Source organism: Catenuloplanes niger (assembly GCF_031458255.1).
Taxonomy (GTDB): domain Bacteria; phylum Actinomycetota; class Actinomycetes; order Mycobacteriales; family Micromonosporaceae; genus Catenuloplanes; species Catenuloplanes niger.
In genome coordinates, this window is record NZ_JAVDYC010000001.1 from 2,776,995 (window position 1) to 2,790,019 (window position 13,025).

Genomic DNA, 13,025 nt, shown 5'->3' on the forward strand with positions numbered 1-13,025 from the left:
AAGGGCCCGTGATCCGCTCACGTAATTCCCCTGGTGCGCGCTCGTCATGGACTACCGGGCCGCTCGTGATGTTCGTGAAGGGGACGGCGAGCGTTCCGCCGTAGTTGCCAAGATCATCGCTCTGTCGCGTAGATCATCTTCACGTCGGCATGCCCTTTGGGGAGCGGATGGCGAGGAGGACGTTCCACGTGATCGATATAACCGAGATCCTGGCGCACTGGTACGCGGGCCGGTCTCAGTACGACGTCGCGGGCTCGTTGGGGGTGGACCGCAAGACGATCCGGCGGTATGTCGAGGCGGCGGTCGCGGCGGGGTTCGTGCCGGGTGGGACGCCGCCGATGAGTCAGGAGGACTGGGCGCCGCTGGTCAGGCAGTGGTTTCCGCATCTGACCGATACCCGGCTTCGGCAGGTGACCTGGCCGGAGTTCGCGAAGCATCACGACTACATCGTCGAGATGCTGCGGGCCGGGGTGACCAAGGCGACGATCCATCAGCGGTTGCGTGACGAGCACGGGGTTGCCGGGTCGCTGGCCTCGTTCAAGCGGTATGTCACGGCGAACCTGGCTGAGGACGCGGCGCGGGACAAGGTGACGGTGCTGCGTGCCGACCCGGAGCCGGGGCTGGAAGGGCAGATCGACTACGGCCTGCTGGGCTCGTGGATGGATCCGCGGACCGGCCGTTCGCAGCGGGTCTGGGCGTTCGTGATGGTGTTGTCGCACTCGCGGCACATGTTCGTGCGGCCGGTGATCAGTATGGATCAGGCGTCGTGGACGGCCAGTCATGTCGAGGCGTTCGCGTTCTTCGGCGGTAGTCCGGCTCGGCTGATCCCGGACAACCTGAAGACCGGGGTGGACAAGCCCGACCTCTACGACCCGAAACTCAACCGGGCCTATGCCGAGCTCGCCGCGCACTACGGCGTGCTGGTCGACCCGGCGCGGGCCCGAAAGCCCAAGGACAAGCCGCGCGTCGAGCGGCAGATGCCTTATATCCGGGACTCGTGGTGGAAGGGCCGGGAGTTCACCTCGCTGGTCGAGATGCAGGCTTCCGCGTTGCACTGGTGCCGGGAGGTCGCCGGGCAACGCAAGCACCGCGGCCTGGACGGACGCACCCCGATCCAGGTGTTCGACCAGGCCGAGGCGGGCACGCTGACCCCGCTGCCGGTCGCGGCGTTCACCTTGGCGGAGTGGTCGCGGGCCAAGGTCGGCTCGGACGTTCACGTCAAGTGCGGCAAGGCGCTCTACTCGGTGCCCTGGCGGTTGATCGGGCAGCTGGTCGACATCCGCGCCACCGCGACAATGGTGCAGGTCTTCCACCACGGTGAGCTGGTCAAGACGCACGTCCGCACGGACAGGGGCCGGGCCACGGACGTCGCGGACTATCCGCCGGAGAAGATCGCGTTCCACACGCGCACGCCGCAGTGGTGCCGGGACCGGGCCGAGCAGACCGGGCCCGCGACCGCCGCCGTTGTCGCCGAGCTGCTGGACGGGCCGGCGCTGCATCGGCTGCGCTCGGCGCAGGCGATCCTCAACCTGGCCGGCAAGTACTCCGACGACCGCCTGGAAGCAGCCTGCCGCAAGGCCGCCACGGCCGACGATCCGTCCTACCGCACCATCCGCAACATCCTGGCTGCCGGGCTCGAGGACATCGAAGCCGACCGCCCCACCGGCGACGGCGGCGCGCCCGCGTTCCTGCACGGCCCCGCCGGCCTGTTCGCCGACATCATCCCGTTCCCCGTCCCGACCCCGGCCGCCGCGACGAGCGCGGACACGACGAGCGAGCCGAAGCCCGCTCGTCAGGCCGACGCGCCACACGACGCCGCGTCATGACCCCCACCCTGCTCACCCCAGCCGAAGCGACGAAGGCCGAGACGACACGATGACGATCCTGCGCCCCGCCCTGGCCGACAGCCTCCGGGCCCTGAAACTGTCCGGGATGCTCGAGACCCTCGACGCCCGCCTCGCCCAAGCCCAAGGCGGCGACCTCGGCTATCTGGAGTTCTTGCAGATCCTCTGCGACGACGAGATCACCCGCCGCGAACAAGTCGCCATGAGCCGCCGGCTGCGCCGCGCCCGCTTCGACACCGAAACCACCCTCGAAGGCTTCGATTTCTCCGCGAACTCGAAACTGCCCGCCGCGCAGATCCGTGACCTCGCTGCGCTGCGCTGGCTGCAAGCGGGAGAATCGATCATCCTCTACGGCGCCGTCGGCGTCGGGAAAACTCACGTCGCGCAGGCCATGGGACACCTGGCCATCCGCGCCGGCGCCGAGGTTCGTTTCCACAAGACCAGCCGCATCCTGGCCGATCTGGCCGGCGGCCACGCCGACCGCACCTTCGACAAACGCCTGGCCGCCCACGTCAAAGCCGACCTGCTCATCCTCGACGACTTCGCGATGCGCGAGTTCACCCCCGGCCAAGCCGACGACCTCTACGAACTGATCTCCCAGCGCATCGCCGAAGGCCGCTCCAACGCGATCACCGCGAACCGGGCGCCCCAGGACTGGTATCCGCTGTTCCCGAACCCCGTCGTCGGCGAGTCACTGCTGGACCGGTTGATCAACAACAGCCACCAGGTCTTCATGAACGGCCCGTCCTACCGGCCGAACAAACGACCTAATGCCCCAGCCCCAGCCCCAGGCAAATGATCCCCCACGGCCTTGTTGCCGCGCCGAGCGCCCTGCCCGCACCATGACCGGTCCGGCACCACGAAACCTCCCGTCCTGGCCCGAACGCGAGGCACTCAACGCCGGGTTGTTCGCCGACAACACCGAGACCGGCTTCTTCGACGACCTCGGCCGCCCCGTGCCCTGGCCGGACGACATCGAGAACTGGACGCTCGACGCCTGCCAGCACGACCACGACTCCGCTCAGCCGCCCTTCTAACGCAGGGCTCAGACCGGACGACGAGACGCGGAACCCTGACTCAAGGACCGTCGCATGGACGCAGCCCGCGCGCTCTCGCACATCTGCCGAGCTTCCGCCACCGCCCGGGCCGCACGCTCACACAGCAACAGTTCGGGCCCCCGGCCGTGGGTAGATGTTCAGATGTTTGGCGTAGGGGTCAGCACATCGGTGATTGCCGGGTCGGTGCAACCGGCAGGGTATAGCGTCCACAACGCCGCGGTGATCCTCTGCCGTTCGCCGTTTGCCGGCCGGGGACTGATCGCGTTCACCCGGAGTGCCAGAGTTAACACGAAGGTAGGCTGCCATGCCCTCCGACCTGCATTCCGACGCTTTGGAGCCACCCGCGACGCACCGGTCGGCGCCGACGGCAGTGTTCTGCGACCGGGCGAAAGTGGGTGACCCGCAACACCTGCTGGCCGCCGCGGTCGAGGCCTATGTGGCGATCGATGCGGCAGGTCGGGTGGTCGGCTGGAACCCGGCGGCCGAGTCGACCTTCGGTTACTCGCGGGCCCAGGCGTGCGGGCGCACGCTGGACGAGCTGATCGTGTCGCAGCGGTACGCGACGGCCTTCCAGCAGACCCTGGCCAGGTTGGCCGCCGGCGGCCAACCTGTTGCCGGACGCCGGCTGCAACGAGTGGTCCGGCATGCCGACGGTCACGAGTTCCCCATCGAGGTGAGCCTGGCCGTCACCACCGGGCCCGCAGGGCCAATTCTTCACATCTTCGCCCGGGACATAACGATCGTTCAGCGAGCAGCCCGGTTCGGTGCGGTTGAGCAGGCAGTGGCCCGTGGTCTCGCCGAGGCCGGCTCCTCGAAAGCCGCCGCCGCCCGGGTCGTCGAAGCGCTCGGAGTGACGATGGGATGGCCGGTCGCGGAGCTGTGGCTCGCCGACGAGGCCCGACAGTTGCTGTACTGCGCGGCCCGGCACAGCGGCCCGAGACAAGTGCTCGGCCGTTTCGCCCTTGATGAGTTGGAACTCGGTGTCGCACTCCCCGGCCGCGTGCATCAGACCAACCGGCCATGGTGGATCCCCGACTTGGCCGCCGACACAGTCTCCCCACGGTCACGAGCTGCGGCACAGGCCGGCCTGCACGTAGCTGTCGGCGTGCCGATCGCCAGTGGGAGCCATCGGCTGGGCGCGTTGTGCGTCTACGGAGACCGGGCCGAAGACCCCGAGGACACACTGGTCAGCCTCCTCACCGGCCTGGCCGCGCAAATCGGCCAGTACTGGGAACGGCGCCGCGCCGAGGAACTCACCGTCGAACTCGCCCGCACTAAGGACGAATTCATCGCACTGGTAACGCATGAACTACGCAACCCGCTGTCGGTCATCACCGCTGCTCTGGGCGAGTTCGATGACCTGGACACCCTCAGCCCCGACGAACTCAAGACGACCCTCAACGTCATCGCCCGCAGCGCCGGACGACTCACCGTCATGTCGCAGGACCTACTCGACCTGGCCCGCCTCGAAGCAGGCCACATCAGCATCACCCCCACCGCCACCGACCTTCGCGAGGTCATCACCGCCTGCCACGAGGCCCTCGCCCGGCAAGCCGAACACAAAGGCCTCGCTATCACCGTCGATGTCCCTACCGCGCTGCCAATGCACGCCGACGCCGACCGGCTCCGACAAGTCGCCGATAACCTGCTCACCAACGCCATCAAGTACACCCCAAACGGCGGCACCATCACCATCACCGCCACCGCCGACGCGGTCCCCGACGTGAGCGGTCAGCAATGGATCACCTGGTCAGTAGCCGACACCGGCATCGGGATCCCACCCGACGAACGCCCCCGGCTGTTCCGCCGCTTCTACCGCGCATCCACCGCCCTCGAGCGGCGAATACCCGGCACCGGCCTCGGACTGATCATCACCCGCACCATCATCGACCGCCACCACGGCACCATCACCCTAGGCCAACACACAGGCCCGGGCACCACCTTCACCATTCACCTACCCACCAAATCACCAACCGAATGAGGCTGAACGACGCGCCCAAAGCCAGTCTGCCGAACGACGCACGGAGACGGGCTTCTTCAACGGCCTTGGCCGCCCTCACCCTGGCCGCCGCATCCTGGGTGGGCCGAAACCGAGACTCCCCTGACCACGCGCACGCCCCCAGCATGCTGCCACCGACAAGTGACATGACCAGTCGGGTCCGTACCAAGATCGGTGTTTCCGGCTCTTCGGTCAGTAGGTTTCGGCGGCCGGCCAGCGGTCACCGAAGGTGATGGCGAAGGCGTTCAGCACGGGCTTCCAGCGGATCGTCCATCGTGCGCGGCCGGCCCCGGTCGGGTCCAGGCTGCGGGTCACAAGATACAGGCATTTCAACGCGGCCTGCTCGCTGGGGAAATGCCCGCGTGCGCGAACAGCACGACGGTAGCGGGCGTTCAATGATTCGATCGCGTTCGTCGAACAGATCACCTTCCTGATCTCGACGTCGTAATCGAGGAACGGGATGAACTCATCCCACGCGTTACGCCACAACCGGATCATCGCCCGGTATTTACTCCCCCATTTCTCCTCGAGGTCGTCCAGAGCGGCGAGCGCGGCGTCGGCGTTGACCGCCGTGTAAATCGGTTTGATGTCGCGTTTGATCGCGTCGGCATCCGCCCGGGAGGTCAGACGAAAAGTGTTCCGGATCAGATGAATGATGCAGGTCTGGACGATCGCTTGCGGCCACACCGCCTCGACGGTGTCCGGCAGCCCTTTCAGCCCGTCGCAGACGACGAAGAACACATCCCGCACGCCACGGTTCTTCAGATCCACCAGGACACTCATCCAGAACTTGGCGCCCTCGCCACCGGAGCCGGACCACAACCCCAGGACGTCTTTGTGGCCGTCCACGGTGACCCCGATGGCCGCGTAGACCGGCCGGTTGGCGACCTGGCCGTCACGGACCTTGACGACGATGGCGTCGATGAACACGGCCACGTAAACGGCATCGAGTGGCCGGGTCGACCATTCCGTCATCTCCGCCACGACTTTATCGGTGATCCGCGAGATCGTCTCTTTCGACACCGACGCACCGTAGATCTCCGCAAAATGCGCGGAGATCTCCCCGGTCGTCATTCCCTTCGCATACAACGACAACACGATCTCGTCGACCTCGGTCAGGCGCCGTTGCCGTTTCTTCACGATCTGCGGCTCGAACGTCCCTTCCCGATCTCGCGGCACGTCGATACGCACCTCACCGGCCGCATCCGAGATCACCGTCTTGCCGCGGCTGCCGTTGCGCACATTTGTCGACTCACGCTCCGGCGATGCCTGGTTCTTCGCATGACCGAGGTGTTCAGTCATCTCCTCGTTCAACGCGGTCTCGAGGACATTCTTGGTGAACAGCTTCAACAGGCCGTTCGGACCGGTCAGTTCCAGCCCGCGCGCCTTCGCCTCGGCCACCATCGCCGCCGCAGCGGCCTGCTCCGGCGACAGCTGCCGCCCGTCACCCTCGATCTTCTTCCGTGGACTCACAACGTTCGATGTCATCACTCACGGTGCCCATCCCGCCAGGACTTCAGCCCGGCGTGTCGGGCCGGAAACACCCCTCGTGGCACAGTCCCCACCTTCACTCCCCCCGCGGCGGGACCCGAGCTCGACACGGCGGTCGTCTCGACGCTCAGCCGTGTCGCCATGCAGCCGACTCCCCTACTCGATCTACAGTCCGGCGGCATCGCCACACTCGGGAAGGACGTCGTAGCCGTCGACGGCCGCCGACTGGTGCGAGTCGATACCGCATCGGGCGCGATCACCCCGATCGCCGGCGATCAGTCGGCGAGCGGATGCCAGAACAGCCCTACCGGTTCCGCGGTCAGATTCGGCCGCGACTTGACGAGGATGATGGGCACCGACGGTGCCTACATCTACGTCGCCGACTTCGAATGCGGCCCACGCCGCATCGACGCGACCACCGGCGCCACCACGAACATAGCCACCGAACGGTACGACTACGGAACCGTGGCCGGGCAATTCCTGTACGGCATCACTCGCGACGGCGAAATCTACCGTCACAACCTGGGCAGCCCGACTCAGCGCACACAGATCGGCTGGACGCCCGCGCCGGGTCCCATCGCCGCCGATGCCGAATCGGTCTGGCACGTTGACGGGTGGGGCGGCGTCCTACACCGCATTCCCCTTGACACACTGGAGACGGAAGCGATCGGCGGCAGCCTACCCGTATGCAGGGGCGCGGCCTGCGACACCGTCGGCAGGAGCCGCGTCGCGTCCGCCCTCGTCTCGGCAGGGGGAATGCTGTACGCGGCAATCAGAAGCACCCAGGAGCCCTACGGCTTCACCACACTGGTCGCGATCAACAAATACAGCTACGCGTCGGAAGAACTGGCCGGCACCGAGGCTTCGGCACACCGCGACGGCGGATGGATCTATGCGGCCTTCTCCAGCATCACCGGGCTTGCGGCCGACGGCAAAAATCTACTGGTACTCGACCAGGGCACGGCTACGACGCATCTGAGGAAAGTAAGTGACCCCCTCGCGGCCATTGACGCGATCGTGGCAGGCAGCAACGAACCACCGGTAGCCAGCGCGCGCCACGACGGCCGAGCCGGCACGCGTGCGATCGATATCGGACCCGAGCAGCCGGTGCGCCCACGCCCGACCGCGTCCAGCCTCTGGCAGAACTACTTTGCACATCCCGAGAACCTTCCTCCCATAAATCCTTACGAGTACGCCACTGCGGCCGACCCGATTATCCTCGACCTTCCGTCCCACCACCGAAACAAAACGCCACTCGTCTGGTCACCCGGGCCCATCACCGGCTATTTTGGCATAATCGACGGCTTCAAGGTGCGCAGGGCCGAGAGTGCTACCTGCATAGAAAACTGCGATCTTCTCTATTGGCTCGCAGAGGAACTATACAAAGCCGAGGGTGGCGGCTACACGTGGTGGGATCAGTTAAGTGCAGAGTTAACCAAACGCACCGTCGTCGATTTCGCACAGGACATTCTCTATCTGATGATCGACACACAATTGGTGTACAGCCGCGACGGGAGCCTCAATCCCGTTTACGCTGCCGAAATTGCGGCCGATCACTGCGAGTACGAGGCGATCGACCCACCCATCGACTGCTCGCCCGAGTATATAATGAAGGTGATCGATGAATCAATGACGTGGGCCGACCTGGCGGCACAAATCACCACCGTGTACTACACGCTCAAACAGTCAAACCGCCGCAAGGCGATGATGAAGACAGAACACTACGAAGCGTGGCAAAAGTTTCAGCAGATGGCGGACCTTGCCTGCGCTGCGGTCCCTAAGCCCACACCCCTCGGGACCGCAACAACACTGACCAAGCAACAGAAGGCAGACTACGGGAACGCCGTTCACGCACACTTTGCACAATTGATACAGAACCATCGGAACGCCACGCCGGGAACCAAGATCTGGGGCGAAACGGGCTACAATGGCGGCGTCTCCATACCCGGACCAAGCAAGCAGAACGGATTTAGATATCCGGATGCGGTATGGGGCGTAGCCGCCGACAAGCCGGAGCTGCTTTTCGACCTCAAGACTGGCCTCAGCCTGATACCGCGCGGCTGGCTGACCGATCTGAATAGAAAACTTCCTGCCGGCTATGAAGATGCCCGCGTCATTCGTCTCAACTGCCCCTAAGGAATGTCATGGATAGCAGAATGTGGCGCGCCTGCGCGGAGCAATACCTAATCCCCCATCTTCCCGGAGAGTGGAAGGTAACCGGCGACTTACTGCACACGCAGTCAAGCGAATGGATTGTCTGCGGCTTGCATCCCAATCGCTACCCCGCAGCTTCCTGGTTTAAGGTCGAACGCCTCGTCCAACTTCTCGCTCGTCCACACAAATATCGCGTTGGCCCGTTTTATGAAACTCTGCCGGAAAGAAACGCAACGGGCACCCTGCCACTTCCAGAAAACGCGGAAGGCGCAAGGGCCGTAATGAGCGATATCTTGACTGCGATCCACCAGGACGCATTGCCGTACTTTGCCCATGCGGGAACACTAACCGGATACAAGGAACTGATACAGGATCGAAGCAACTCAGGGCCGTACGACTGCAACCACTATGAAGCACTGTGTTACATCCACGTGATTCAAGGTGACGTCGACGCGGCAAGGAAAGCCGCATCTACAATCCTTCTAGGACCTGAACAATACGAGAAAAAATACTTCGCAGCGCTCACCAACCGGGTCAGACGGATCGACAAGCTAGCGGCATCAGACATCACCGCCGCACAAGACCTCCTCCGCAACTGGTCAGCCGATACCTGGAAAGAGATCAGCAAGGTCGGACACTAGAAGGACAGCCGTACGCTAAACCGGTCGGCTCACATATGGCGGCCACCCACTAGTGCCCTGCGCCGTAAATTCGCCTGATAAGTGGTGTAGCGTGGTGGGATGCCCAGAACTGGTCGTCCCACTGCGCCGCTGGTGCTGACGGATGCCGAGCGTGAGGCGCTGACGCGATGGTCGCGGCGGGCGAAGACCGCTCAGGTCCTTGCGATGCGGGCCCGGATCATCCTGGCGTGTGCGTCGGGCGCGTCGAACGTCGATGTGGCAACGGATCTGAAGGTGCACCTGTCCACTGTGGGTAAGTGGCGGCGGCGGTTCCTGGCCGAGCGCCTTGACGGGCTGATCGACGAGCAGCGGCCGGGCCGGCCGCCGTCGATCAGCCTCGACCGGATCGAGAGGGTCGTGGTCGACACCCTGGAGCAGACGCCCCGCAACGCCACGCACTGGTCCCGCAAGTCGATGGCGGAGAAATCGGGGTTGTCGAAGTCCACGATCGGCCGGATCTGGCGGGACTTCGGCCTGCAGCCTCACCGGGCGGAGACGTTCAAACTCTCCACGGACCCGCAGTTCATCGAGAAGGTCGTCGACGTCGTCGGCCTCTACCACCATCCGCCCGAACGGGCCGTCGTGCTGTGCGTCGATGAGAAGTCCCAGATCCAAGCCCTGGACCGCTCCCAGCCGGTCCTGCCGATGATGCCCGGCATGCCCGAGCAGCGCACACATGACTACGCCCGCAACGGGATCACCAGCCTGTTCGCCGCGTTCAACATCGCCGACGGCACCGTCATCGGCGAACTGCACCGCCAGCACCGCGCCACCGAATTCAAGAAGTTCCTGGTCACGATCGACAAGACCGTCCCCGCCGGGCTGGACATCCATCTCGTCTGCGACAACTACGGCACCCACAAAACCCCGGCCGTCCGGGCCTGGCTCGCCCGCCACCCACGGTTCCACATGCACTTCACCCCCACCAGCTCCTCCTGGATCAACCACGTCGAACGCTGGTTCGGGTTCCTATCCGAGCAGAAGATCCGCCGCGGCGCCCACAAAAGCGTCCAAGCCCTCGAAGCCGACATACGCGCGTGGATCACCGACTGGAACACCCACCCACGCCCGTTCATCTGGACTAAAACCGCCGAAGAAATCCTCGAATCACTCGCCCGATTTTGTAGCCGAATTTCCGGCGCAGGACACTAGCGAGTCCGACCGCCGATCCGGAAGGACAGAGTCCTGTGCCGACGTCCGCGGCCCCGGCCGCACCGCGGCCGGGGGATCAGCCGGAGCAGGCGCCACAGGATGAAACTGAGGCGTGCCAGGCGGCGTCGAACGCCGGCACTCTGGACATCGGTCCGGCGCTGAACAGCTCCGGCGGCCCGAACACCGTGCCGCCTCGGTGCACGTCGATCTGGTTGACGTTGACCGAGGTCCGCTACATTAGTACGCCCGAGCGTGCCTGGAGGATGCTGAAGGCGTAGACATCCGGTGCGGTGACCGGGTTTACCTGCGTGATGGTGGCGCATGGAATCTGCTGCTGGATGGTGTCTTCTCCAGGGGACCGCTGGCAGCTGTACCTGGAGGCGCAGGGTGAGGGACGCGTCGGGTTCAACTTCAGCGGCTAGATGCCGCGCAGGCTGGTCGCCCGCGCCGGATGGCTGCAGACGGTGAGTTTCTGGGGGCAGCGTCCCGCCGTCCGGGCCAGTTGATGGCGTAGGGACCGTGCGCGCTGACAGTCCGCGTGCATGACCGCAGCTTCCCAGGCCGCGCCCGCCGACACGCTGACGCCGGAGCCGTAGGAGAGGGCTGGCCTGCTGGTCAAGCTGAGCTTCTCCCAGACAGCCGCAACCCCTGCGGCGTCTACCAGCTACACCGCACTACGGCAACGCGCCTTACGCACCGCCGTGCCAAACTCCGGCCCGAGGCGAGTGGTAGAGGCCTCAAAAACCAACTCGTTAGCCCACGGTTGGCCCACGGCGAGATCGAGTGTTCTTTCAAGATCTTTATGTTGAACGTTTTGGCTGTTCAGGATAGGTGCGCCCAGCAGGACTCGAACCTGCGACCGGTGGATTAGAAGTCCACTGCTCTATCCAACTGAGCTATGAGCGCGCGTGCCGACGTGTGCAGATTACCGCCGGTGGCCACACCCTCGCTGGAGGGGGCATGGATCACCGTGCAGGGACATACTAGGTTTTCGAGCGTGCAGGTGACGAGTACGACCTATTTCCCGATCCTGATCTCCGCCCGGGAAGCGGAGTTTCACCCGGATTGGGTGCTGGACCGCTTCATTCCCGGCCTGGCCGTCGGGTACAGCTTCGGCCCGCCGTTCGGCGAGACGATGGTGACCTGGCCGGACCTGGAGAAGATGCGGGTCAGCCGGCGTACGGTCAAGCGGCAGGCCGAGGAGACGCTCTACGCGGCCATGTCCCAGCTGCGGATCCACGGTCAGCCGCCATCGCTGATGCTCTCCTTCGAAGGGCTCGAGTCCACGGTCCTGCTCGTCGAGGAGTTCTGGAACGACCTGGCCGAGCAGGTGCCGGGCGAGCTCGTGATCGGCGTACCGGCGCGGGATGTGGTGATCGTCACCGGCTCCGGGTCGGCGGCCGGCCTGGAGAAGACCCGCCGCGCGGTGGAGCGGATGTTCTTCGCCGGCGGCAGCCAGTTGCTCATGCACGATCTGCTGGTGTGGCGAGCGGGCGGCTGGGTGCCGCTTCCGCGGCCGGAGGAGGAGTCGTCCCCCGAGATCCTGCTTCCCGATCTTGATCTCCCGGAGACGGAGCCGGCACGTACACCTGAGCCCATCGATCAACCTCGGTGAAGACGCGTTCCCGCACCTCCGGGCCGGACAGCGTCAGGTCGTGCAGGCCACCGTCGAAGCGCACCAGCGTCAGGTGGCCGCCGAGGTGCGTCGCCCACTGAGCGATGTGCTCGACGTTGAGCACCGCGTCGGCCAGCCGGGCCGCCTCGTCCCAGCGCACGCCGCGGAAACTCCGGGCCGAGCAGGCGAGCAGGATCGGCGCGTCGACGTCCAGGCCGCGGCGCAGGCGGGCCTGGGCCTCCCGGATCGCGTTCAGCCAGCCGTACCGCACCGGGAAGCCGGCCAGCGGCTTCCACTCCAGGTTGTAGTTCCACTCGCCCCGGTGGTCGGCGTGGATGCTCTCGCCGTAGATCTGGTTGAGGCCCTGCGGCAGCGTGCCGTAGGGGTTGCGCCGCGTCGCCCGGCACACCGCGGACAGCAACGGCCGGCGCACCACCCAGGGCAGGTTCAGGTCGAAGAACGGGCTGTTCAGAAACAACCCGTCGACCCATCCGCGGGTACGCCGCGCGTCCGCCCAGAGCGAGGCGATGAGCCCGCCGGTGGAGTGCGCGGCGACCAGCATCCGGTCGTGACCGTCCTCCTCGCGGATGATCCGGGCCGCCTCGTCCAGTTCGGGAAAGTACTCGTCCAGGCTGCGGCAGAAGTTCGGCGTCTGGTGCGGCAGCAGGCTCCGCCCGTATTTGCGCAGGTCCAGCGCGTAGAAGTCCCAGCCGCGGTCGGTGAAGAACTCGGCCAGGTGGGTCTGGAAGAAGTAGTCCACGAAGCCGTGCACGTAGAGCACCGCGCGGCCGTCCGGATGTTCGCTGCGTCGGCGCACCAGCGTGGCGACGACGGGTCCCTCGTCGTCGTTCCCGAGGTCGATCACGCGGCGCTCGTACGGCTCGCCGAGAACATCAATCTCCACGTCAGCGACCCTACTCGCAGTCCCTCGTCATAGCAGATCATCCGGTCGTCCGGTCGGTTGTCCACAGGCGGTTCCGTCGTCCACAGGCAGAGAATCCCGCGACGGTACGGCGGAAGTCTGGACCCCTC

8 protein-coding genes, 1 tRNA gene and 1 pseudogene are annotated in these 13,025 nt (G+C 65.5%); 7 read left to right on the plus strand and 3 right to left on the minus strand.

Going from position 1 to position 13,025, the window contains the following annotated elements:
* Positions 1–188: 188 nt before the first annotated feature.
* The 4 genes and pseudogenes from istA to J2S44_RS11950 all read left to right on the plus strand — a co-directional run.
* Positions 189–1,751 (plus strand): annotated as a pseudogene (gene istA / locus J2S44_RS11935) (IS21 family transposase); the annotation flags it as partial.
* Positions 1,752–1,875: 124 nt separating this feature from the next.
* Complete coding sequence (gene istB / locus J2S44_RS11940; protein WP_310412090.1) at positions 1,876–2,643, plus strand: IS21-like element helper ATPase IstB; 768 nt, start codon at positions 1,876–1,878, stop codon at positions 2,641–2,643.
* A gap of 43 nt (positions 2,644–2,686) precedes the next feature.
* Positions 2,687–2,881 (plus strand): hypothetical protein, encoded by a 195-nt coding sequence (locus tag J2S44_RS11945; RefSeq protein ID WP_307237306.1) that lies wholly within the window; start codon positions 2,687–2,689, stop codon positions 2,879–2,881.
* A gap of 325 nt (positions 2,882–3,206) precedes the next feature.
* A complete protein-coding gene (locus J2S44_RS11950) occupies positions 3,207–4,883 on the plus strand; it encodes a sensor histidine kinase (protein ID WP_310412093.1) in 1,677 nt (558 codons plus the stop codon).
* A gap of 210 nt (positions 4,884–5,093) precedes the next feature.
* On the opposite strand, the gene J2S44_RS11955 is transcribed toward J2S44_RS11950, so the two are convergent.
* Entirely contained in the window at positions 5,094–6,374 is a 1,281-nt protein-coding gene (locus tag J2S44_RS11955; RefSeq protein WP_310407910.1) for an IS256 family transposase, read from the minus strand.
* A 159-nt stretch (positions 6,375–6,533) separates the two neighbouring features.
* Between J2S44_RS11955 and J2S44_RS11960 the strand changes: the two genes are divergently transcribed.
* From J2S44_RS11960 to J2S44_RS11970, 3 genes are all read left to right on the plus strand, one after another.
* Positions 6,534–8,528, plus strand: a complete 1,995-nt coding sequence (locus tag J2S44_RS11960) for an NHL repeat-containing protein (RefSeq protein WP_310412095.1) — start codon at positions 6,534–6,536, stop codon at positions 8,526–8,528.
* Between the two features lie 8 nt (positions 8,529–8,536).
* Positions 8,537–9,187 (plus strand): hypothetical protein, encoded by a 651-nt coding sequence (locus J2S44_RS11965; RefSeq protein WP_310412098.1) that lies wholly within the window; start codon positions 8,537–8,539, stop codon positions 9,185–9,187.
* Positions 9,188–9,286: 99 nt separating this feature from the next.
* The gene (locus J2S44_RS11970) at positions 9,287–10,378 is read left to right on the plus strand and encodes an IS630 family transposase (RefSeq protein WP_310412101.1); all 1,092 of its coding nucleotides are present in this window, start codon (positions 9,287–9,289) and stop codon (positions 10,376–10,378) included.
* A gap of 832 nt (positions 10,379–11,210) precedes the next feature.
* On the opposite strand, the gene J2S44_RS11975 is transcribed toward J2S44_RS11970, so the two are convergent.
* Positions 11,211–11,284: transfer RNA gene (locus J2S44_RS11975), tRNA-Arg, on the minus strand.
* Positions 11,285–11,841: 557 nt separating this feature from the next.
* The gene (locus J2S44_RS11980) at positions 11,842–12,897 is read right to left on the minus strand and encodes an alpha/beta hydrolase (RefSeq protein ID WP_310412104.1); all 1,056 of its coding nucleotides are present in this window, start codon (positions 12,895–12,897) and stop codon (positions 11,842–11,844) included.
* Between the last annotated feature and the right edge of the window lie 128 nt (positions 12,898–13,025).